The organism is Leptospira tipperaryensis (assembly GCF_001729245.1).
Lineage (GTDB): Bacteria > Spirochaetota > Leptospiria > Leptospirales > Leptospiraceae > Leptospira > Leptospira tipperaryensis.
This window is the reverse complement of the sequence record NZ_CP015218.1, coordinates 214,185-236,109: the sequence shown is the minus strand read 5'-3', so window position 1 is coordinate 236,109 and position 21,925 is coordinate 214,185. Positions and strand designations below refer to the sequence as shown.

General features: G+C 36.8%; 23 protein-coding genes. All 23 read right to left on the bottom strand.

Annotated features, from left to right (window positions below):
- Positions 1-150 precede the first annotated feature (150 nt).
- The 23 genes from vapC to A0128_RS20335 all read right to left on the bottom strand — a co-directional run bounded on the left by vapC (position 151) and on the right by A0128_RS20335 (position 21,615).
- The gene (gene vapC, locus A0128_RS20470) at positions 151-549 is read right to left on the bottom strand and encodes a type II toxin-antitoxin system tRNA(fMet)-specific endonuclease VapC (protein WP_069609615.1); all 399 of its coding nucleotides are present in this window, start codon (positions 547-549) and stop codon (positions 151-153) included.
- Complete coding sequence (gene vapB, locus A0128_RS20465; RefSeq protein WP_069609614.1) at positions 549-779, bottom strand: type II toxin-antitoxin system antitoxin VapB; 231 nt, start codon at positions 777-779, stop codon at positions 549-551. The genes vapC and vapB overlap by 1 nt, the downstream gene beginning before the upstream one ends.
- Before the next feature lie 746 nt (positions 780-1,525).
- A complete protein-coding gene (locus A0128_RS20460) occupies positions 1,526-1,807 on the bottom strand; it encodes a helix-turn-helix domain-containing protein (RefSeq protein ID WP_069609613.1) in 282 nt (93 codons plus the stop codon).
- Positions 1,804-2,187, bottom strand: coding sequence for a type II toxin-antitoxin system RelE/ParE family toxin (locus A0128_RS20455; RefSeq protein WP_069609612.1), 384 nt, complete (start codon positions 2,185-2,187; stop codon positions 1,804-1,806). Before A0128_RS20455 ends, A0128_RS20460 begins: the two co-directional genes overlap by 4 nt.
- Positions 2,188-3,491: 1,304 nt before the next feature.
- The gene (locus A0128_RS20440) at positions 3,492-4,055 is read right to left on the bottom strand and encodes a hypothetical protein (RefSeq protein WP_156781951.1); all 564 of its coding nucleotides are present in this window, start codon (positions 4,053-4,055) and stop codon (positions 3,492-3,494) included.
- Positions 4,000-4,632, bottom strand: a complete 633-nt coding sequence (locus A0128_RS20435; protein ID WP_069609608.1) for a DUF4236 domain-containing protein — start codon at positions 4,630-4,632, stop codon at positions 4,000-4,002. Before A0128_RS20435 ends, A0128_RS20440 begins: the two co-directional genes overlap by 56 nt.
- An 88-nt stretch (positions 4,633-4,720) precedes the next feature.
- Positions 4,721-5,317 (bottom strand): YiiX family permuted papain-like enzyme, encoded by a 597-nt coding sequence (locus A0128_RS20430; RefSeq protein WP_245667280.1) that lies wholly within the window; start codon positions 5,315-5,317, stop codon positions 4,721-4,723.
- A gap of 283 nt (positions 5,318-5,600) precedes the next feature.
- Positions 5,601-6,212 (bottom strand): SH3 domain-containing protein, encoded by a 612-nt coding sequence (locus A0128_RS22410; RefSeq protein WP_245667279.1) that lies wholly within the window; start codon positions 6,210-6,212, stop codon positions 5,601-5,603.
- A gap of 275 nt (positions 6,213-6,487) precedes the next feature.
- Complete coding sequence (locus A0128_RS20420) at positions 6,488-6,958, bottom strand: hypothetical protein (protein ID WP_069609606.1); 471 nt, start codon at positions 6,956-6,958, stop codon at positions 6,488-6,490.
- 253 nt (positions 6,959-7,211) lie between these two features.
- Positions 7,212-8,054 (bottom strand): DUF2971 domain-containing protein, encoded by an 843-nt coding sequence (locus tag A0128_RS20415; RefSeq protein ID WP_245667278.1) that lies wholly within the window; start codon positions 8,052-8,054, stop codon positions 7,212-7,214.
- A gap of 343 nt (positions 8,055-8,397) precedes the next feature.
- Positions 8,398-9,234 (bottom strand): metallophosphoesterase, encoded by an 837-nt coding sequence (locus A0128_RS20410; protein ID WP_069609604.1) that lies wholly within the window; start codon positions 9,232-9,234, stop codon positions 8,398-8,400.
- Positions 9,235-9,468: 234 nt separating this feature from the next.
- Positions 9,469-9,861, bottom strand: a complete 393-nt coding sequence (locus tag A0128_RS20405; RefSeq protein ID WP_069609603.1) for a type II toxin-antitoxin system death-on-curing family toxin — start codon at positions 9,859-9,861, stop codon at positions 9,469-9,471.
- Positions 9,858-10,070, bottom strand: coding sequence for an AbrB/MazE/SpoVT family DNA-binding domain-containing protein (locus A0128_RS20400; RefSeq protein WP_036097069.1), 213 nt, complete (start codon positions 10,068-10,070; stop codon positions 9,858-9,860). The genes A0128_RS20405 and A0128_RS20400 overlap by 4 nt, the downstream gene beginning before the upstream one ends.
- 317 nt (positions 10,071-10,387) lie before the next feature.
- The gene (locus A0128_RS20395; protein WP_069609602.1) at positions 10,388-11,386 is read right to left on the bottom strand and encodes an SH3 domain-containing protein; all 999 of its coding nucleotides are present in this window, start codon (positions 11,384-11,386) and stop codon (positions 10,388-10,390) included.
- Between the two features lie 224 nt (positions 11,387-11,610).
- Positions 11,611-11,883, bottom strand: a complete 273-nt coding sequence (locus tag A0128_RS20390; RefSeq protein ID WP_069606758.1) for an antitoxin — start codon at positions 11,881-11,883, stop codon at positions 11,611-11,613.
- Positions 11,884-12,632: 749 nt separating this feature from the next.
- A complete protein-coding gene (locus tag A0128_RS20375) occupies positions 12,633-13,703 on the bottom strand; it encodes a hypothetical protein (RefSeq protein WP_069609599.1) in 1,071 nt (356 codons plus the stop codon).
- Between the two features lie 603 nt (positions 13,704-14,306).
- The gene (locus tag A0128_RS20365; RefSeq protein ID WP_156781950.1) at positions 14,307-14,807 is read right to left on the bottom strand and encodes a hypothetical protein; all 501 of its coding nucleotides are present in this window, start codon (positions 14,805-14,807) and stop codon (positions 14,307-14,309) included.
- A gap of 232 nt (positions 14,808-15,039) precedes the next feature.
- The gene (locus tag A0128_RS20360) at positions 15,040-15,759 is read right to left on the bottom strand and encodes a hypothetical protein (RefSeq protein WP_069609596.1); all 720 of its coding nucleotides are present in this window, start codon (positions 15,757-15,759) and stop codon (positions 15,040-15,042) included.
- Between the two features lie 246 nt (positions 15,760-16,005).
- Positions 16,006-16,671 (bottom strand): DUF4145 domain-containing protein, encoded by a 666-nt coding sequence (locus A0128_RS20355; protein ID WP_218918959.1) that lies wholly within the window; start codon positions 16,669-16,671, stop codon positions 16,006-16,008.
- Between the two features lie 220 nt (positions 16,672-16,891).
- Entirely contained in the window at positions 16,892-18,097 is a 1,206-nt protein-coding gene (locus A0128_RS20350) for a HEPN domain-containing protein (protein WP_069609595.1), read from the bottom strand.
- Positions 18,098-18,324: 227 nt separating this feature from the next.
- The gene (locus tag A0128_RS20345; protein WP_069609594.1) at positions 18,325-19,245 is read right to left on the bottom strand and encodes a hypothetical protein; all 921 of its coding nucleotides are present in this window, start codon (positions 19,243-19,245) and stop codon (positions 18,325-18,327) included.
- A gap of 197 nt (positions 19,246-19,442) precedes the next feature.
- Positions 19,443-20,396, bottom strand: a complete 954-nt coding sequence (locus A0128_RS20340) for a hypothetical protein (protein ID WP_069609593.1) — start codon at positions 20,394-20,396, stop codon at positions 19,443-19,445.
- Between the two features lie 202 nt (positions 20,397-20,598).
- Complete coding sequence (locus tag A0128_RS20335) at positions 20,599-21,615, bottom strand: hypothetical protein (RefSeq protein ID WP_069609592.1); 1,017 nt, start codon at positions 21,613-21,615, stop codon at positions 20,599-20,601.
- Positions 21,616-21,925: the final 310 nt, after the last annotated feature.

The following is a 21,925-nucleotide window of genomic DNA, read 5'->3' as shown; positions in this document are numbered from 1 at the left end:
GCGGTTGCACGAGGTTCGAGCGTCCTTAGACGCGGCTCGCGAACCGAAGTGACAAAGCGAATGTGGCGAAGCCCGGAGTGAGTCCGAGCGGGAACCGTGAGTGACGAACGGAGCGAGAAGCCGAAGTTAGCTGAAGTGGCGATTGGATCGCTATTGAGTCCAATCTTCGAGTTTTAAGTCCTTAATTCGTTTAAATTCTTTTGTATTATTAGTTACAAAAATATAATTATTAGCAATTGCTTGAGCTGCAAGAAGCATATCTATTGAACCAATTACGCTTCCCCTTTTTTCTAAGTCAGCCCTAATGAACCCATAAGACTCGGCATCTTTATCAGAAAAAGAAAGTATATTAAAAATTGTTAAGAATTCAATCAGCGCAACTTTGTTTTTTTCCCTATGTTCACTTTTCTGAATTCCAAATTCAAGCTCCGCGACGGTTAAAGAAGAAATAAATAAATCTTTATTTATTTTTTTCTTAAGGTTTCCTAAAAGAACTGCGTTTTTCTTTTTAATTAGAAAAATACAAATATTGGTATCCAGAAGATACATTAAAACTTTTCTCTTTTATCGGATTTCGGTTTTTCTCTTCCCTCCTCCAGAAAATCATCTGAAAATCCATTTAATCCTTCCAAAAATACATTCCATGCCTTATTCTTAGGAACTAATATTACCGCTTCTCCTACTTTTTGAATAAGGACGTCATCTCCGGTAAATTGAAATTCTTTTGGCAATCTGACCGCTTGACTTCTTCCATTTATAAATAATTTTGCTGTTTGCATTAAACCTTCTCCAAAATTAGTATATATCAAGATATATACTTGTCAAGGGGTTCTTATTGGATTTGTTTTAAATTACAATAAATTTATAGCCATTTCAGCTAACGACTGAAGCTTTCCGACGTTCGCGTTCCCGTAAGGGATTGGCACGAGGCTTGAGTGAGCATAAGCGAACGTCAATTGCAAGCCGAGTGACAAAGCGAATGTGCGAAGCCGAAGTGAGACCGAGCAGCTTAAACTGCGAGTGGCGAACGAAGCGGAAAGCGAGAGTTAGGCGGTGTTTGCCCGAGCAAAAGCAAACTGCACCAGCTCCGTAAGCGGCGACGAGGCGGAACTCCGTGCATCTGTAACATGGGCCTAATCAGGAAAACAAATCAAACTTTCTAATACGGAAAAACCATATTGTATATTGTGCCAATCCGTCAAGAACGGTTGAAGCAAAGCGTCTTCGACTGAGTACAGACTTCGGTAAAATATCATCTCCCAAACTTGCAATCGCATCCGCTGAAGCCGCCGCCAATTGCGTCATCCGACCCGGGCAAATGTCGTCTAACGAAAGAGGCTTCTCGACGTTTGCGTTCCCGAAGCGCCTGTGCGCGCAGGGATTGACGGAGGCTTGAGGCGTCTTAGCGCCGTCCCGCAAGCCGAACGTCAAAGCGAATGTGGCGAAGCCCGTAGTGAGTCCGAGCGGGAACCGTGAGTGACGAACGAAGCGAGAAGTCGAAGTTAGACGGCGTCTGCTTTTAAGCTCAAGCAATATTCTTGCGAGATCTTACCTTTACTTCTAGATCTAATGCGTGACATACTTTCAAAAAAGTTGCGAGATTGCAATTTATACCATTTTCAATTTTCGAAAGTTGTTGTTGAGTTACATGAGCCATTTTTGCAAGCTCAGACTGAGAAAGACCTTTCTTTTCCCGTAAATCATGCAATTCTAAGGACAAATTGATTAGTTCCTTTTCTTCTTGAAACTTTTCTGTGAATTTCTCGTTTTTAAGTTTAGATTTTAAATGTGTTTTGAATGATTTCATGATAATAACTTCCCTATTTCTTTTTCCGGATATTTCTTAAGAAATTTTTCTCTCCTCTTTACAGCTTTGTCTATTTCAGACTTCGGAACTTTATCAGATCGTTTAATAAATTGATTTGTTAGAATAACGTAGTCTTTATAACAGAAAAAATATAAAATACGAACCTGATCTCCGGAAAGTTTAATTCGTAATTCATGAATACCGTCTTTTAATATATCAGCGTAAGGCCTTGGTAAATTTGGTCCTAATTCCTCAAGTTTCTCGATCCAAGCCAATATCTTCGCTTGATTTCTATCATCTTTCGAATTGATAAAAATTTCGATTTCACTTTCTTCGTCCTCGGATTCCGAATAATAGTAAACTTTCCATTTTCTCGCCACAAATCATAATACATCAGATATGACGTATCGTCAATCTCAAAAAAATCAAAATTGGCTTAAATATCAAACCAAGTTGCAAAATTCATTTTTAGCAGATGCCGTCTAACGAAAGAGGCTTCTCGACGTTTGCGTTCTGGAGCGCGCTAAACGCGCGGAAGAATTGGAACGAGGCTTGAGCGACATTAGTCGCGTCTCGCAAGCCGAGTGACAAAGCAAATGTGCCGAAGGCCAAGCGAGAGTTGCGATAGCAATCTCGAAGCGCCGCGAGAAGTCGAAGTTAGGCGAAGGTGCTTATTTATAATAGTTTAAGTAAACTTTCTTGCAAAGTTGCAGAATTTAGCGTAATCCACGAATATTTGTTCGAATAATATAACTCAGTTCCTGTTTCAGGCTCGTCGGGAATAAGCCTGGAATAATCATTCCATTGTTCGACTAAGATTTCGATTTTTGATATCGCAATTTGTAATTCGGTTTGCACGTATTCGTGTCCGATTGCTTCCTGGATATGCTTGATGGAAAGATTAGGATAATGTAAATATTCGATAAATAAGGTCCTTCCCATAGGTTTCGGAAATCAACCCTTACGGTAGAATCCGGATTATAAAGCCGGTATGGGATAGGAGTCTTCAATAGATTCTGAATGTCCAAATCGAGAGATTGAAGAACATTTAGAATACTATCAATTTTTTTTTCTTTCATACGCTAATAATTCGGCTTGTTCGAGTTGCTTTTCGAAAAGTAGATTATTTTTTTCAGACTCCTTCCTGCTAAGTGAAATTTGACTAGATGCAATTTTTAACTCTTCCTTTGTGGCACGTAGCTCCTCAATTTGAAGTAAAATTGTTATTATCAAAAGCAATATCGTTATAAAACCTAAAAAAGATCCAACTGCTCCTGAAAGAAAGTCTCCGAATTCGCTCCATACCTTATGATCTGATGAGAGCCTACTACCAAATGTATCTGAGTATATCTTTAGTATATATAATATGTACCCGATGGATATTGCTAAAATGGCAATAAAAAGAAAGAATAGATATTTGTTTTTGTAAAATATATTCATAGTTTTTATATTAAATTTTAGCACTTTCGCCTAACGAAAGAGACTTCTCGACGTTACGGCCGCAAGCGCTTGTGCGCGACGCGGTTGGCACGAGGTTCGAGCGACCTTAGTCGCGTCCCGCGAACCGAAGTGACAAAGCAATGTGGCTTTAGCCCGGAGTGAGGCCGAGCGGGAACCGCGAGTGACGAACGAAGCGAGAAGTCGAAGTTAGTCGCTGACGCCATTCAACAAATAGCCATTTTATCTAATTTACTTTATCATCTAAACTCCAATTTAATTTTCCAATAACAGAAAGATAATTGGATAAACTTTCACAAAATTTCTTACCTACTTCAGGATTACTAAACGAAAACGCCTCATTTAAACCAGATTTACTTCTTAAATAAATTTCATGATAAAGAAGAATAGGAATTTCAGGATTTTCTTTAAATCTTCTATCAGGACTACCATTTTTATTAACATAAGTCCATGTCTTGTCAACAATCGGACTATCTTTAGGTAGATATTCTTGTTCTAAGAAATGCAGGGCTCGGTGTTCTATCACTATATCTCTCAAATCTATAATCCCGAATTCATCTCGCTTAAGTTCTTTAATTACAGCAAATCCAGGATATAGATATATATCTGCCCCATTAGCATTTTTAAAATAGAGCGCTTCATAATCAGTGTTGATAAATTCTAACCTATCAAATCCAAAAGCAACTCGTTCACGAATAATTGCTGATGAAGCTGCAGAACGAGCTGCTACGCGATCAATATCGAGTAGTAGTAATATCCCATATACGATCAATTTTTGAAACTGAATCAAAGCTTTTCTTAAGTACTAAATAATCATTCAAAATTGGAGTTTCCAATGTAAACTCAATCTTTAATGAAAAACTTTGATAGTCTTCCTCTGACTGTTGCGAAAGTTTCTTATATGTTTCATACTTCAATCTAATACCTTTATAGAAGAAGCCGAAAATATAGGCAAATGAGAGCAAATGGAAGAAAAAGAAAAGATACTTTTTAAGTTTGTCCTTCCTGGCTTGAATCTTAAGCTCTCTCTTTTCTATTTCAGCAGTTAGAATAGACTCTTTCAAGCCGAAAAGACCTTCGCTAGTTAGAATCTCCGGTTCATAGCTTTTTATTTCTTCTACTTCATTATAATTTGGCTCAGACGAACGTTCTGGGATATTAAACTCTGTAGTGTTGTTTTGAGAATTACCTAGACGTATGCGATCATTAATGCCAGTTCCGGGAATACCAACATTCAAGTAGTTCCCTTTAGTCCCTGTATTAACGCTAAATCCTTTAATACCGACTGTAGCGCTCATTCCAGATTTACTAAAGTTAATATGAAATCCTGGAAATAACTTTATCCTTTTTCTAAGTTTTAAAGACATATAGAGTTCCTAGTAATTATTATTTATGGCGTTTGCGACGAACGAAGCGAGAAGTCGAAGTTAGACGTAGTGCCTGCCCTATTTACTCTTAGTTCATTTCCGTAATCGTTTCTAATTTCTTAGATGAAAACATATCGGCTGGAGAAACAACAAAATCATTTAGTGGAATATTCTTCCCGTATCTCTTCTTCATCAGATATTTGACCGTTGAATTATTTAGATCGAAATCCTTCAACCTTTTGTCTTCAGTAAGCTCAATGTTCAATGCTTTTTTAAAAATTTTCCAAGCTAACTCGGTACAATAGATTTTTTCATCGGACCAGTTAAAATAGATGTCATAGTACTTTCCAATATATTGATCACCAATCGACTTCATTAATTTTATTTTTTCCTCGTTGAGAACCGTTTCCGAATTAGTTAACCGTTTAATTACGAAATGCTTATTTTTTCCTCTCGAAATAAAAGTATCGATCTCAGTTATTTTTACTGGCTCAACTGCCTCTAATACTTTTAGTTTTCCTTTATATTTGAAAATTATTCCGACATGTGTATATCTTGATTTAGTAGCGATTTTAATAGCTTTCCCTTGTTCTGAAAACGTTTCTTGGAATATTAGGTCCCCTTCTTTAAGCTTATCCATAAAAGAATCGCCATTCAATTGGAGAGAGATTAAAAAAATCGGAATACAGAGTTAGAGTTTTAAGTACTGTTTCATTCCTGTTCAATTGTCCTTTGCAGGCATTACGTCTAACGAAAGAGGCTTCTCGACGTTGCGTCCGCAAGCGCTTGTGCGCGCCGCGGTTGGCACGAGGTTCGAGGCGCCTTAAGCGCCGGCTCGCGAACCGAAGTGACAAAGCAATGTGCCGAAGGCCGGAGTGAGCGCGAGCGGGAACCGTGAGTCGCGAACGGAGCGAGAAGTCGAAGCTAGCCGAAGGTTTACATTATTGTATTGTATGACAGTTAGCAATTTAATTTTGCATCTTTGTTAATAACCGACCAGAACCGCCTAAACCACAAGCATATATCATTTCGCCTATATACTCCAATTGATTTACTTTATTAATTCGAAATGGTAAAGTTTTATTTTTGATTTCTGGGCAGCAATGCTCATCCTCTTTATTTAATTTAATAAATAGAAGCCCCGCATCTTTTTCCCATTTAATTCGTGGGGAAACTAGTTCATGACAAAAATTTAATGTCAAAATGCCAACATTTTCTTCTCTGAGTTCTATCTTTCCATAGATGCTGTTATCCGCTCCATAAATACCAATATAATCTCCTTTTATATTCAAGTTCTCCGGAATTCGGTTCTCAGAGAGATAAGGCGAAAAAACAAAACCTGAATAATCTTCGAATTCAGCTTTTACCCATTGTCCTTCTACGTCGTCTATGACTGTCGAATTAGTTAGTTTGCCTTGGATTTTGATCTTTGAATTAAAAGGTATTAAAATAATTTTAGTAGAATTTTGCTGCGGTAAATCACGCAAAAATAATCCGTTTCGACCGGCAACATAGCGATATCCAGATTTATCGCAACCTATTAGGATAACAATTAATAGTGGAATGAATATTATTCTCATAAAATTTATTTGTAAACTTTCGGCTAACGAAAGAGGCTTCTCGACGTTGCGGCCGCAAGCGCTTGTGCGCGCCGCGGTTGGCACGAGGTTCGAGGCGCCTTAAGCGCCGGCTCGCGAACCGAAGTGACAAAGCAATGTGCCGAAGGCCGTAGTGAGTCCGAGCGGGAACCGTGAGTGACGAACGGAGCGAGAAGCCGAAGTTAGACGAAGTGCGGCTACTAATTTCCGCAATATTCCATTTAGAATGTTTCCGAACAATCTATAGTTAAACAAAACTATAATTTTCTAGACCCAAATTCTAATATTGCCGAATTAAATAGAGCATTGTCCTTCGTATTTAGTTTGCGACGCTTTTCACTTAATATCGAAATAAAACAATCAATGTATTGATTTCGATAAGCCGCTCCATTTTTAATGGAAAAATTAATTTCTAAAAATATTCTTCCGTCTTTAACAATACTTTTATATTCAATCTCTTTATGATATTCACCATTTAACTTAATGGAAATCAGCGATGCAAATGTAGATGAAAGATAGTCATTTGAACCAATAACGATCTGATAATCTCCCGTGTCTTTTGTTTCCAAACGAGTCGTAATACGTAAATTATCAGTAACATTAAAATTTATGTAAAAAGGATAGTCTGAAACTGCTTTATACCCTTGTTTTCCTTCCTCACTCGATATTTGTTTTAGCGAGAATAAATAAACGAAGATAAAACTAAGCAAAATATAATTGTATATCATAAATCTTTTAATTGTAAATATTTTCTTTTCACATCAATTTACAAGCCGCATTTCGTCTAACGACAGAAGCTTGCCGACGTCGCGTCCCGGAGCGCTTGTGCGCGACAGGGTCGAGAACTTCTCTTACTAAAAAACTCTTCTTTTACTATTTAGCCAAGTTCCCGAAGCGATGTGTCGAAGACCGGAGTGAGACCGAACGGGAACCGTGAGTGGCGAACGCAGCGGCAAGCTTTAGTTAGACGACGTTGACAACTTAAACATTCAGGGATGATTTTTCAAGTTTCAAATTAACCCCTTCCTTTTCAATTACGCCTGCTACTACATCAATAAACCAGTCTTCAGCATAAGGCGAAATCACAATTTCTGTAATCATTTGTTCAATATCTGCTTTAATATACTTGCCATTAAATGTATTTTTCATATCCATCACATTCAACGAGCTATTCTCTTTCTCTTGAAGTATGAAGCGGACTTCATTTTCGTAGCGATAAGCACTGTGTTTTAAAAGATATGATTTGTACAATTCTGCTCTAAGAACATGCTTAAAAAACCCATTATCCGGTGAAGGTTCGGAATCTTTGTTGTTAGTTACCATTAAATTCTCTATAATACTAACTGGATCATCAATATATTTAACATGATTAAGAGCCGAAATGCAGTTATACGTTTCGCCGCTTTTAGGTAGAGTAAGACTGGACTTCAGCTTCGCGGGAGTGCTTTTCAAGGCTAACCCTTTATTGGCATATATTCTCCACATGCTCTCAGATTCACCGGCATTTTCATGCCAACAATATATTGAAATGGGTTTTACGAGAAGGTTAGGGAGATTTTCGGTCAGCATATTATGAGTCATCTTGAATTCAAGATTTCCTAATTCAGATATTGCTTTTTGATCAGAATGAATTAACAATCTCTCCAGACTATAGATATATTTTTCAAAATATTCACGATTTTTATAGCCAACTTTTGATGCATATATTGCAGCTAAATGTGCGATATAACGATATCTTGAAGAGTCATCGGGAAAGACAATTTTATCAAGGGCTTGATATGACTCTTCAAAAATAGATGAGATGGCACCCATCAGCCGTGCCATGGATATCTCATGCGACTTGATTAGTTTACCTTCTTGTTTATCCGAAAATTCACTTGGATTCGAAAAATATACCTCCTTTCGCTGCAACATTGAGCAAAATTTCGGCAAGTCCAAATATCGCCAGAGTATTGTATTTTCTTCAGGTTCAGTAAACATTGTCAATGGCGTCTAACGAAAGAGACTTCTCGACGTTCGCGTTCCCGGAGCGCCTGTGCGCGAAGGGATTGACGGAGGCTTGAGGCGCCTTAGCGCCGTCTCGCAAGCCGAACGTCAAAGCGAATGTGCGAAGCCGCAGTGAGTCCGAGCGGGAACCGCGAGTGACGAACGAAGCGAGAAGTCGAAGTTAGTCGCTGTGTTGCGACTTCAAAGAGCGTAATATAATGATTGGCACTTCTGAAGGACAAAAAAGCCTAATTGGAAGAATTGACCACCCAATACTAGATGAAATGAAGACATTCTCCCCAAACTTATTTTTTTTGAAACCTTTATCAAAGTTTTTATCCTTTACAGGTAGAATAGGTGAAGAATTGAAAATTGGAACCCTTACTTGTCCGCCATGAGTATGCCCTGTTAAAAATAAATCCACTTTCTCTTTATGTTTAATATTTGATGAATCTGGGTTATGAGCTAATACAATTCTTAAATCATCTGAAGATGTTTCAGACAAAGCTGCATCAAACTCAGTAACGTCCTCCCAAAAATCTCCAATTCCTGCAACGATGAATCGTGAAGCATTCCGATTTATTGTTATATTCTTGTTTCTAAGTGATCGTTCACTTTTTTCTAAAAGTTCAAGTGATAAATCATTATTAGCCCAATGGTCATGATTACCATTTACTAAGTAAACCCCGTCCTTTGCTTTAAGCTCTTTTAGAATAGGCCAAACCTTAAATAATTCTTCATTTGTATTTCTTTTCTTTACATAATCTCCAAGCCCTACTATTAAATCAGCCTCTTTGGCATTAGCCCTATCGACAATCCATTGAATCCAGAATTCTGGATTCAAAAAGCCGTAGTGAAGATCTGAAATAACTATGATTCGGTATCCATCTAAATCTTTGGTAACTTTCTCTGATTCGAATTCATATTCAGGAAAGCTAACAAAGTATCTTTCGATAATGAGAGAATCTACTCCTATTGTGAAGACGATTATCCCTAAAAATGATAACATTCTTTTCATAAACTTAAATCCCGAAACATGGCGACTAACGAAAGAGGCTTCTCAACGTTGCGTCTCCGAGCGCTTGTGCGCGATGGAGTTGGCACGAGGTTCGAGCGACCTTAGTCGCGGCTCGCAAGCCGAACGTCAAAGCGAATGTGCGAAGCCGCAGTGAGTCCGAGCGGGAACCGCGAGTCGCGAACGGAGCGAGAAGCCGTAGTTAGACGCTGAAGCCCCTCCTCTATTAAAACAGAATTAAAGTTTTAGCTTTTCGAAAGTCTTTATAATGCTTTCTAATGAAACACTTCCGTCAGCAACTCCGATCGTGACTTCATACAATGAATCTTCTTGATTTTCCATTTCGACTCCGTTTAAATCTAGAAAAATCAAAGCTGAGGCAAGTGCAACTCGCTTATTCCCATCTATAAAAGCGTGATTTTTGCAAAGATAAAATAAATATGCTGCTGCCTTTTGTATCAAACCAATATGGAATTCTTGATTATCAAATCCAGAAAACGGTTGAGCTATGGCCGATTCAAGAAGACTCTTATCTCTAATTCCGAAAGAGCCACCGTATTCTTCTATTTGGTTCTTATGAATATAAAGAATCTCTTCGTAAGATAAATATCTAATAGGAGTTAAACTCATTCAGCAAGTCGTTTTAGTGTCTTGCCATGTTTCCTATTTATTTTCCCAAGACTTGTTTCTAATTTTCTATCGATAGGGGTGATAATTAAACTTTTACCATCAGTGCTAATATCCAAAGAAGTATCTGAAGTAATATGTAAAAGTTCAAGAATTGGTTTTTCTATAATTAATGCAGAACTGTTTCCGTGTTGAATTAGTTTTTTAACCATACTTTTGCTCGTTGCAACATAGTATACACAACAGTGTTACCGAAGTCAAACCATATTTGGGCTACTAATTTAAAGTTCTCCCCTCGCATTTTAATTTTGTGCTCAAGAATATTTTGGGGCTTTTGCGTCTAACGAAAGAGACTTCTCGACGTTGCGTCCGCAAGCGCTTGCGCGCGATGCGGTTGTCACTTCGGTTCGAGCGACCTTAGTCGCGTCCCGCGAACCGAAGTGACAAAGCAATGTGCCGGAGGCCGTAGTGAGTCCGAGCGGGAACCGTGAGTGACGAACGAAGCGAGAAGTCGAAGTTATGCGAAGTCTCAATTTATTGAATTTTCCTCAAAATTTATTTCAATGTCTAAATTGCAAATTTTAATATTAACTTTGTGGTCGTTTATAACCTTAAAATATTCTGCGAATGAGAATTTGAATAATTGATGATATTGGAAACCTTTGGGAATTTTATTTGGAGGAACATTTCTATACTTATTTAAGCACCTAAAGGCATTCGAAATACTTTTTTTTATTTTCATATTTTGGTTGTTAAAACGAAAAACTGGCATTTGATCATCTTTAACTTCAATTTCGTATTTTCTTGTTAAAGTATTATTATAGTAAATTGAAATGACGTGTTTTATGCTATTTTCAATGCTAGATTCATAAGAATTGGCTGAAATTATCAATAAATCTGTTAAATTATCCTTTTTTGTTAAATCTGCTTTGACTATTCGGGAATAAAAATATGGCAAAAATCCTCCCTCATAAGATTGTCTTTCACTTGGTTCGATAGGTCGATTTAAATAGGCGACTGATTGATCTATATATACATTTTCATTGAAATATAATGGAGTTTCTAAGAAAAATAAAAGAGAATCATCAGTAAAAAAATTACTCACAAAAGAATAACTAATCGATCCATCCGAGTTGTTATACTTATGAAAGTCTCTTTTTAATCTCAAATTATTTTGAGTTTCATCATAAAGGAAGTATTTATTGTTTTCCACAGAATTTTCAATTAAGTAATATGAATATGCATATCCGGTAGTTTCATTGTAGCGAATTTTATACCAAGCATATTCGTGGTGATATTTGTAGACTAGATTACTTTCGGAATCGATGTTATTATAGGTTTCAGGATCTTCTTTTTTGAAATTGTCTATCCGATTCACAATTTTGCCGAAGGGTATAGTTGCCAATTTTGTAGATTTTCTTGAAGGTTGGCTTCGTAAAATTAATCCTGACCTTGCAGTAACGATCATTTCTTCGGAATAAATAGAAGAAGAGATGAAAATTAGTGTTATTATTGTATTTTTTATCATTTTTATTGATTCCGAAAAGGTTATTGAGATTTCGCATAACGAAAGAGACTTCTCGACGTTGCGTCCGCAAGCGCTTGTGCGCGACGCGGTTGGCACAAGGTTCGAGTGAGCCTTAGCGAACGTCTCGCGAACCGAAGTGACAAAGCAATGTGGCGGAGCCCGGAGTGAGTCCGAACGGGAACCGTGAGTGACGAACGAAGCGAGAAGCCGAAGTTAGAACTTTCTCACCGTTCTTTCAATTTTCCAGTTACATACTGATGTAATATACTTGAAACTAAAGTTTGATAAGGAATACCAATTTCCAAGGCTTTAGTTTTTAATAATTGAATATCCTTTCCAGCAATTCGAATATTCATTCTTTTGTCTTTTAATAATGTATTTTTTGCTGCAGATCTAAATTTTTTTAAATACTGCGCTTTGTTATCAACCGGTTTCCATTCATTTTTCTCAATAGAAGATTCTAAACTCTTCTCTTCTTGACTAAGTTTATATTTCATAGATTTGTCTCCGGTAAATAGGTATTAGTATATTTTCTTGAGGGATATGCAGTTTTTAAGAAATATGTATTTTTGCTTTCAATTGCAGGTATTACCCACGCGTAATTATCTATTTCGATGATAATCAAAATTTGATTTTGATACTTTTCTTTATTCGGATGTTTTAGAATTTCTAAGACAGATCCTGACTCAATTTCAATAACTATCCTCTCGAAACTAATATTTCGCTCCGCCTTTAAGGTTTCATTTTTAATATTATCCCAATCAAAAACCATACGTTTTAACTAGTAGACGTGTGCCTTATGTCAATACAATTATTTTAGCAAGATTTATATAGAAGAATCCTTAAAATGCTTCTATATGAGATCCAAAAAGTGTATTTTGAAAACCATAAGAAAACGGAAAGTTTTCCCACATTTCGTCTAACGAAATATAATTGTCGAAGTTCCGCGAGTCCGAAGGACTTGGCACGAGCTTGCCTTTGCAAGCGAAGTGACAAAGCGGAATTTGGCGAAGCCCAAGCAAGGGTCGCGGAGCGATCCCGAAGCGCCGCGACAATTTTTAGTTATCTGCTGTGCCGCGCCCCGAAGCGCCTGTGTGCGAAGGGATTGACGGAGGCTTGAGCGAACCTTAGTGAGCGATCACAAGCCGAACGTCAAAGCGAATGTGGCGAAGCCCGGAGTGAGCGCGAGCGGGAACCGTGAGTCGCGAACGAAGCGAGAAGTCGAAGTTAGACGAAGTCATGCGACTTAGAAAATTGGAATTTCATCTACGTTCGAATGAAATTTTGGACCTATATTTCCTCTTCCATCTAATCGACTCATAAATCTAGAAAGTATTTGGTCTTTCCTCTCATCTAAATCAAAAATATGAACTTCAGCCAATGAAGTCATCATCCCTATCATTTCACTATCTACCTGACTATTATCATTCGGAAAAGAGTAACCCATTATCACAAGCCTTTCAATTTTCTCACACGCTTCCTTAATTAAGTCTTTTTGATCGTTTATAATTCCTTCATTCTCAAATGAAAATTTTATAGAAGGTATATAATTTTTGGCATCATATTTTATTAGAGAAAAATGCTTAACTGCTTCGTAGAGAAATGGATGAGGATCATTACTAATTAATACTTTAGCCGAATCAATAGGGTCACCGACCAAAGTATGCTTCGGCAATGCATATCCTGCAGTTCCATTTAATTTAATAAACACATGTGTTTTTTCAAAAAGAATTTCTTTTTGTTGGTCAAAATTGTGATTAGGAATAGTATTAAGTAATGTTGTCGCACGTCTGAAAGAATGTTCACCATAATCATCCGCGATATGTCTTGCAACGGAAAGTTCAATCTGATGATCATAGTTCCAAGTAATGATAATAGGATTATTAAATAACTGTAAAGAATTACCAATAGACTTTGTTAATTGCGCTATAAAGTTCCGAATTCGAGGACTGATTTTATACGTATACTCCTTCAATCCAATATTATTATCGATCGATTGTTCAATTATGAAATAAGAAGAAAGGACTGCTTTAATCTTAGTCAATATCTCCGGATTTTTCTTTTTTTCGATCGCAAAAGTATCGACCGGAGTTCCACGACATTCCCTACTTATTTCTTTCCAATCTGCTATCATTTCCTTATAAAGTTCTAAACCCGTCTTATCTTTAATAATTTTACTAAGTTTATCAGCATCTTCTATCAAGTTATACTTAACGGGCATAACGGAGGCCAAATGATCAATTCTTTGCGATAATTTGAATGCACTAGGAACGCTCTCCACGCTAATGCCAGCACCAAAATAATATCCTGTTCTCATTAAAATACCTTTGCATGATTTCGTCTAACGACGTAGGTTTCTCGACGTTTGCGCTCCCGGAGCGCCTGTGCGCGAAGGGATTTTAACTCAACTTGAGTGAGCCTTAGCGAACGGCTTGCAAGTTGAGTTAAAAAGCAAATGTGCCGGAGGCCAAGCGAGGGTTGCGATAGCAATCCCGAAGCGCCGCGAGAAACCGCAGTTAGACGCCGTTATTTTTTTCTGATCCGATGATATACCATTGCAAATTGTATTCAGTGACAAAGCTTACAATTTGAAGATATTTAATATACTTTTCATTCAATCTAAGATTCTTGCCAAATCTCTCTATTTCATCGAATGAATTAATAGTATTAAAATTTGCTTCGGATGCTGGCAAATCTGGATTCTTGATTAGATTGACAATAATTTCATTCAATTGAACTAACTCTTCTAGAGTACTAGAGTAACTTACGAATTCGTTAGAAACTTTTGATAATATCGAATTTAAATCATCAAACTGATATGATATATAATCCTCATTTGCAACTCCACTTGAGCCTGGCGAATTATAATGCCAACGGGAATGATTTGTTAGACTTCCAGCAGCAGGAAAATTAGAATTCGCTATGATTGAGTTTTTCTTAGTGTGATTATAAAGCTCTTTTTTTTGTCAAAAACCGGGGAAGCATAGCAAACGTATCCTTTTGAACCGATCATTGCACTTAATTCAGATAAGACTTTTTTCTGGTCATCTTTAATTTCAATACTCCAGTATTTGCTTGTTAACCCAAGACTTTTTAATTTCTTGTTTGGCTTAGTTGAATAACTGGGTCTTTTTGCTTGAATGAAGAGATTTAGCTTAAAGTTAGGTAGCTCTCTTTGAGAATCTTTTCTAATCGATCTGAAGAATGGATTAGATTTATATCTTGAAAGCTGTAGTCCTTTTAAAGGTGCTTGGAAGCTAAAAAATGGCCAAATCAAAGCTTCCTCTAAAAATATTCCCCTATCAATTCCGAGGTGAGTTTCCAAAACCTGTCCTGGGGACCAAAGTAAGTTACTATTTTTTTCTATTTGGTTATATAATGGTCCTTCATATTCTTTTTCTTCAAATTCTGCATCTGGCATAAAGGGCCTCAATCTTAAAGCTAAATCAAAAATAATGGCGTCTAACGAAAGAGGCTTCTCGACGTTGCGTCTCCGAGCGCCTGTGCGCGAAGCGATTTTAATTCGGTTTGAGTGAGCCTTAGCGAACGTCTTGCAAACCGAATTAAAAAGCAAATGTGCCGAAGGCCAAGCGAGAGTTGCGAAGCAATCTCGAAGCGCAGTGAGAAGCCGAAGTTAGACGCTGTAAACGCATTTAGGCACTCTTCCCAATGATTTCTATTCTTATATGTTTCTTCAATTCCCCTCTAAGTATTGACAATGCTTTTTTCGCATCTTCTTCCTGTAACTCGCCACCGGGAAAAGTTTTATATATTTTATAAGCTATATTTTGAGAGAAAGTTACAAGCTTACTAAGTTCGGGTAATATTTTATCAATTAACCCGTTAATTTCATCAGTAAAATAAAGCTCATTGAGAATCGCATAATTTTTAAACTCAATAAACAATCGGTATGAATCCTGAAATTGCTCTCTATATTCGGAATCCTTTATCAATTTTAATATTTCTTCTTTTCCAATTGCTTCATTAACAATTTTAGCATTGATTCTCGACCTATCGAGATTTGATAAATTTATATCTTTCAAAAAATCAATTAATTCTTCTTTACTTAAAGAATCATAATCTGGATGAAAATAAATTCCAGTTAGCGAATAGAAATTACCAATAACTTGTGAAAACAAATAATATAATTGGAAATAGACTTCCTGCTTTTTCTCAGAATAATGTATATAATCCTGGAAAATTTTCTTTAATTCTAAAGATTTTTTATCGGAAATTTCTTCTAATTCCTTTTTATATGCCTCAATACTTTTTGAAAAATTTGTACTAACCCATAATCTAAAATAGTAAAGCAAAAATGAAGAAATTGGAATAGAGATTGCGACATTAATTACTATAGGAATTAAATATTCCATAAAACGAATTTCCTGTTAATATTGCTTTGCGTTTATGGCGTCTAACGAAAGAGGCTTCTCGACGTTTGCGTTTCTGGAGCGCGCTAAACGCGCGGAAGAATTGGCGCGAGGCTTGAGTGAGCCTTAGCGAACGGTCACAAGCCGAGCGACAAAGCAAATGTGCCGAAGGCCAAGCGAGAGTTGCGATAGCAATCTCGAAGCGCCGCGAGAAGCCGAAGTTAGGCGATGGCCGGTATTAACAATACTTTATTTCATTTTCGGTTTGCCTAGGTCATTGAGTTTTTTATTTAAAGCATCTTTCTTTTCATTAATTATCGATGGCTGAATAAAATAAAAATCAAATAATGATTCGAGAACATCTAAGGTCCATTCCGCCTCTCCAGTTTCTACTTCGACAATTTCACCACTTTGCTGACTTTTTTTTGGATGCGCTGCGAAGTTTCCAATATTCCTTATAGCATCTATACTTGCTGTTATATATGTTGGAAGTTTTCCAGTAGAAATAAGTTGCGTAATTTCATCATCAAGTGATTTTCCTTTTATGCCTGCGTAATTTTGTATTAAATTTTGCAAACAACGTCTACTAAGTGCTGCGCTCGCTTTCGGGCTGATCGAGAGAACATTAGCTGATTCTGTATAGTCTTTAAAAATCTGTTCAGGAATTAACTCTGCCGAGATTGATGTTCGAGAAGAACTGCGAGGATATATTAATGTTTCAGATTTAATTTTATCAATACCCCATCCACCAGAATATCCATATATTTCTCCGCATAGTAAATACATGACTATTCTTTGACATTGCTCATTTAGACAAATATAATTTCTTATAAACCAATCACCTTTGATATCTTTAGCAATAGAATGCTTGTCAATACTTGGAGTCACCTGATGTAAGCAATGCGGACATTTCATAGATTCTTAATTCCTTTTAGAATAAATTATTACCGGCTTTCGCCTAACGAAAGAGGCTTCTCGACGTTGCGTCTCCGAGCGCTTTCGCGCGATGGAGTTGACACGAGGTTCGAGCGTCCTTAGACGCGTCTTGCGAACCGAAGTGACAAAGCAATGTGGCTTTAGCCCGAAGTGAGCGCGAGCGGGAACCGTGAGTCGCGAACGAAGCGAGAAGCCGTAGTTAGACGTCGTTTTGGATCTTTTGTCTGACTAACTCAATCGAATAGTTAATTTCCTTAATTTTACTTATCATATCCAATAATTCTTGCTCTCCCGCAATATTTAAGCCTGTATGGACCAAATGATTTCGAAACCTATTTAATCTAATAGTCTCACGATAGAACTCTTCCGAAACATATTTTTTTTCTAAAAGTACCTGCAAAGTTTCGCCAATAGAATATCTTTTTCTAATATCAATTTTTAATAGGTGAGCCAATTCAAAGATACTCAGTTCAAATTTTTGCCATTCAAAAATAAATGAACCCGTATTTTCGTTTATTGTGCTCACAACACTTTCGTATACTTGCCCTCTTTCATCGTCGGGAATTGTAATATTGTCAATTTTTCTTATGGCATCTTCGAAAACCTTATCTAATTCCTTTATTAGGCTTAAAGCTTCGTTAAATTCCCCTTCTGAAATAAAATTATTATGGGCAATAAGACATCTGAGGTCATACAATCTTTTCCATTTTTTTTCTAATTGGGCGTCTTCAATTTTAATTATTTTTTTGAAATATCGCTCCCAATTAGACTTCGGTAAAATTTCCAATATTGCCTTTGAAGTAAGCTTCTTTTTATTACCATGTTTTGAAGAATCTAATAGGTATTTCAGAATATCAACTTTCGAATATGGTTTAAACAAGTAATCTCCAAGATGAATAAAATCAGTTGAATGGAGAAAATTAGAATGTTTTTCTTTTTTCTTATCGCTATTAATACCTTGTAGTTCTTTAGGTAGAGTTTCTGCAGTCCACTCTATGCCGACATGTAATAGCATAAACTTAGTTATCAGCTTTCGAAGTTTATTTTCAATCTTGTATAATTCAGGATATAATTTTTGATTATATTCGAGGGAAAGATCATCATGCACTGAAGAAAGATTCCCACCTGCCGTAATGATAAGCTTCCTTATATCTTTTAATAGACCATTTAAAGATTTGGGCGATTTCTGCTTCGTCGTTGATAGCAAAAGATCAAAGTAAATTTGCTCTTTTCCTTTAACTTCCCCTATCTTCACATTTAAATCGTATAATTCTTTCTTATACGTTAGTTTTTTGTCGGAAATCGAAATTTCTTCGTTCGTGCTAAGCAAATTTTTTAAAGATTTAATAGACTTTATATAAGAGTCTGTCTTAGAAAATATAAGGATATATTCAACTTGAGTCATAGATTTAAGAATGCTTTTCCAAAATGACGTCTAACGAAAGAGGCTTCTCGACGTTGCGTCCGCAAGCGCTTGTGCGCGACGCGGTTGGCACGAGGTTCGAGCGACCTTAGTCGCGGCTCGCGAACCGAAGTGACAAAGCAATGTGCCGGAGGCCGTAGTGAGTCCGAGCGGTACCGCGAGTGACGAACGGAGCGAGAAGCCGCAGTTAGGCGTCGTTAGATATATTTTCATTCTTTTGGAGGGGGCAGCTTTTGAATTTGCTGAGCAATAATCGCTCTACCATTCACTGTTTTAATAGATTCAGCAACTTCACGGGTCACTACACCAAATTCCATTAAATCTATAATCTGTTTCTTAATTCTTACCTTGAAGTTTCTTGCGTCTTCTTTTGAAATTTTCCCTTCAGCTTCCAATGTTCCTATTTTATTTATTAATTCCAATTTCTTTTCAAGCGCTTCATCTTTTCTTGCTTCTTTATAATTCCCGTGATCGGCAACGAATCTCCATATCTCAAAAATGGTCTGGGAAAATGCTCCGGCTATTTTTTTTGATGTTTTAACAACAACATCCGCCGCACTTCCAGATTCAAAATAAAGGACTGTGTATGTTCCTTCATTTTCTTCTTCAAATATTGATTTAAGCAAATCTAATATTTTTTCTATTTTCATTAACGCGTTCGCGTACTTACTTAATGAATTACCGTAATCTGCACTCTCGAAAACAATTAAACCGATGTCGTTTTTTACATTGTTTTCTATATATGGATTTTCTGAGAAGAGAACGCTATCAAATTTGTGTGCAATTGTATATATCGCGCGATTCATATTTAAAAGTTTTATTAACTTCAGATCTTTAAATATTTCATGTTTTGTTGATAAACCACTAATTCTTCTAATACAACTCGTCACCGAAGGTGTATCGTATATCTCATTTCCATCCAGTATAATTAGCATTTCTTCAAAACCTGGAGTCATGATCAATTTATCAAACCCACTTTTTGATTCTATTAGTAACGAGATCACATCCTGAGAAAAAGATCGGTCAGGTGATCTTTCACTCAGAATCACATCTACTAGCTCAGAAAGTTCTTTAGATTTTAGAAAATTTGATATCTGCTTAATTTTATTGTTAAATTCTATTTTCTTCATAATTTTTATCTAATGACGCCTAACGAAAGAGACTTCTCGACGTTCGCGTTCCCGAAGCGCTTGTGCGCGAAGGGATTGACGGAGGCTTGAGCGAACCTTAGTGAGCGGTCACAAGCCGAACGGCAAAGCGAATGTGGCGAAGCCCGAAGTGAGTCCGAGCGGGAACCGTGAGTGACGAACGAAGCGAGAAGTCGAAGTTAGCCGCCGTTAATTTCGATTACACGAAATTGATTATTTTGAATAATAAATTCCGTAGTCTTACCGGATCTTGAAAAGGCATCTCTACTTTTTTTTGAATACAGTACCAGGTCATCCCTGATTGCATAGCCAATTGTTTTTAAACCAAACCTATACAATCCATCAACGCTCTCTGGATAACGCTTATATTTTATTCCATTGTATTCGGGATCATAATGTTTGATTAGTAATTTTTCAAAATCCAAATAAATTGTCTCTGGAGAAATTTTGGAATCATTCTGAAAATCTTTGATCGAATCGATCTCCTTTAAATGCTGAGAATCAAATATGCGAAGCAGGACAATTGCTATTTCATGCGTGGGTATCGTCGAAGCCTCTAAAGCAAACTCTTTCGATAATATGTCCTGCAGAGTTTCATGACCCGTTAATCGATCCCAAATGTCTTGCTTAACGGATTGCCCTACGTACAAAACCTTACTAGTAAGTGGGTATTTATGTAATTTAACTTTTTCTAATCTGATTATATTTCTTGAATATTCGAAAAGTATTTTTTCTGGCGTAAACCATGCTTTGAATTTATCATCTCCCTCCCATATTTTAATCCCATGAACATTCTCAACTGGATATTCTCCGCCATTGAAAATTTTATCTCTTGAATAAGTGCCAATTTCAATATCCAAAGTCGAAACATTGTCGGTATTTATTGCTGGTTGAAAGATGTCCAATTCAAATTCAGCAATAATTTCGCCTGATTGAATAATCTGCAAAGAAACAAACTGTCCTAAAGTAATTGATAATACTTTGAAAGAATACTCCGGACGTTGAATTATTATGTATAATTTACTATCCTTTATGTATTTCTGTACTACTTTCTCTGTTTTAATGAAAGTAAATGAATAATTGCTAATAGGTGGATATGCTAATTCTAATTGTGAAAGTAAATGATTTTTCATAAATTAATGGCGGCTAACGACGTAGGTTTCTCGACGTTGCGTGCCCGAGCGCTTGTGCGCGAAGGGACGATAAGGTTCGCTCGTCTTTAAGCATCAAAGCGAACCGAAATCGAGCAATGTGGCGAAGCCCGCAGTGAGCCTGAGCGGGAACCGTGAATGGCGAACGAAGCGAGAAAGCGCAGTTATGCGCAGTGCGAAGCTATTATTTCCCTTCATTTTTTTGAGCTACCATTCTAGTCAGTTCTACAATAGATGGCGATGAGACCTCAATGTTTTTATCCGGTAAATACCCCGTTTGACCTGAATCGAAAATAGATTTCGCTATTTCTAAAATTAACGCATTCCTATATTGAGAATCATTTTTATCAATGGAATTCGAAAATAAAGTAAAAGAATTTAAAGAATTACTTCGATGTTTATTCAATGAATATAAGTGCTTATTGATTGAAAATTGCCGGAAAGAAAAACGTATCCCAAAAAATAAAAGACTATATGTTATCGCTTTCTTACTGATATATTTAATCATTTCATATATATCGTAACCAAGGTCCTTCGTATCTTCTATGTGATAGCCTATATACCAGATAAGTGTCCCGATTAGTCCAAGTCCAATTATTAACCATAATTGAGAGGCTCCAATTCTAATAGGACTATATTCTCCTTTTGATAAGTTAGGAACTTTTAATTCAAAACAAGAATGCTTTATTGATTGTTCCTCAAAGATTGAAGCAAAGTCTGCTGCCGTTTCTTCACCAGATTTTTTTCTTAAATCAATAATCAAACGATCAAATTCTTTCTTCTTTTCTTGAAAGATTTTAGAAGCTTCTATCGCGTCAAGATCAACGGATTTGACAGCAAATGATTTTATTGACACTAAGATCGAAATTAAATTGTTCTTAAAATTGAATATATTTGTATGATAATTTTTAATATTAGTTATTTTTGCAGTTCTATCTTGGAAGGATCTTGCCGCATCGACATCCAAGTCATATGAATATATTCCATCGGAGAAGGCTTTGAATTCATCTATCTTAGCCTTTAAAGAAATTTTAAATCCTTCCTTTACGGATTCAAAGGTAAGAAATTTTATTCCCTCAATGAGCAAATCACGGATTTCGAGCAAAAGCGGAGCGACTTCTTCAAAACTTTTATTTCCTAAATCTGCTTTTCTACTTAGAGATTCTATTGTAAGAGCTTCTAAATATTCTCTATTTTCCATTGTATTTCCTTATTGAGATTCGCATTGCGCATAACGAAAGAAGCTTGCCGACGTCGCGTCCTGGAGCGCTTGTGCGCGACAGGGTCGTGAACTTCTCTTACTAAAAAACTCTTCTTTTACTATTTAGCCAAGTTCCCGAAGCGATGTGTCGAAGACCGGAGTGAGACCGAACGGGGACCGTGAGTGGCGAACGCAGCGGCAAGCTTTAGTTAGGCGATCGTTCCGCGAGCGTCCAAGAACCGATATCGTTAAACCATTGCACCTTAATGGAACAGTTGCAGACCGCACTGTAAATCACAAAGCTAACCCA

Excerpts from the sequence above, each read along its gene's own strand:
- A0128_RS20420 (WP_069609606.1), bottom strand. The coding sequence starts at position 6,958 with ATGATATACAATTATATTTTGCTTAGTTTTATCTTCGTTTATTTATTC.
- A0128_RS20335 (WP_069609592.1), bottom strand. The coding sequence starts at position 21,615 with ATGGAAAATAGAGAATATTTAGAAGCTCTTACAATAGAATCTCTAAGT.
- A0128_RS20400 (WP_036097069.1), bottom strand. The coding sequence starts at position 10,070 with ATGGTTAAAAAACTAATTCAACACGGAAACAGTTCTGCATTAATTATA.
- A0128_RS20460 (WP_069609613.1), bottom strand. The coding sequence starts at position 1,807 with ATGAAATCATTCAAAACACATTTAAAATCTAAACTTAAAAACGAGAAA.
- vapB (WP_069609614.1), bottom strand. The coding sequence starts at position 779 with ATGCAAACAGCAAAATTATTTATAAATGGAAGAAGTCAAGCGGTCAGA.
- A0128_RS20375 (WP_069609599.1), bottom strand. The coding sequence starts at position 13,703 with ATGAGAACAGGATATTATTTTGGTGCTGGCATTAGCGTGGAGAGCGTT.
- A0128_RS20355 (WP_218918959.1), bottom strand. The coding sequence starts at position 16,671 with ATGAAATGTCCGCATTGCTTACATCAGGTGACTCCAAGTATTGACAAG.
- vapC (WP_069609615.1), bottom strand. The coding sequence starts at position 549 with ATGTATCTTCTGGATACCAATATTTGTATTTTTCTAATTAAAAAGAAA.
- A0128_RS20435 (WP_069609608.1), bottom strand. The coding sequence starts at position 4,632 with ATGTCTTTAAAACTTAGAAAAAGGATAAAGTTATTTCCAGGATTTCAT.
- A0128_RS20345 (WP_069609594.1), bottom strand. The coding sequence starts at position 19,245 with ATGAAGAAAATAGAATTTAACAATAAAATTAAGCAGATATCAAATTTT.
- A0128_RS20405 (WP_069609603.1), bottom strand. The coding sequence starts at position 9,861 with ATGAGTTTAACTCCTATTAGATATTTATCTTACGAAGAGATTCTTTAT.
- A0128_RS22410 (WP_245667279.1), bottom strand. The coding sequence starts at position 6,212 with ATGAGAATAATATTCATTCCACTATTAATTGTTATCCTAATAGGTTGC.
- A0128_RS20410 (WP_069609604.1), bottom strand. The coding sequence starts at position 9,234 with ATGAAAAGAATGTTATCATTTTTAGGGATAATCGTCTTCACAATAGGA.
- A0128_RS20340 (WP_069609593.1), bottom strand. The coding sequence starts at position 20,396 with ATGAAAAATCATTTACTTTCACAATTAGAATTAGCATATCCACCTATT.
- A0128_RS20390 (WP_069606758.1), bottom strand. The coding sequence starts at position 11,883 with ATGAAATATAAACTTAGTCAAGAAGAGAAGAGTTTAGAATCTTCTATT.
- A0128_RS20360 (WP_069609596.1), bottom strand. The coding sequence starts at position 15,759 with ATGGAATATTTAATTCCTATAGTAATTAATGTCGCAATCTCTATTCCA.
- A0128_RS20350 (WP_069609595.1), bottom strand. The coding sequence starts at position 18,097 with ATGACTCAAGTTGAATATATCCTTATATTTTCTAAGACAGACTCTTAT.
- A0128_RS20365 (WP_156781950.1), bottom strand. The coding sequence starts at position 14,807 with ATGCCAGATGCAGAATTTGAAGAAAAAGAATATGAAGGACCATTATAT.
- A0128_RS20415 (WP_245667278.1), bottom strand. The coding sequence starts at position 8,054 with ATGGCACGGCTGATGGGTGCCATCTCATCTATTTTTGAAGAGTCATAT.
- A0128_RS20395 (WP_069609602.1), bottom strand. The coding sequence starts at position 11,386 with ATGATAAAAAATACAATAATAACACTAATTTTCATCTCTTCTTCTATT.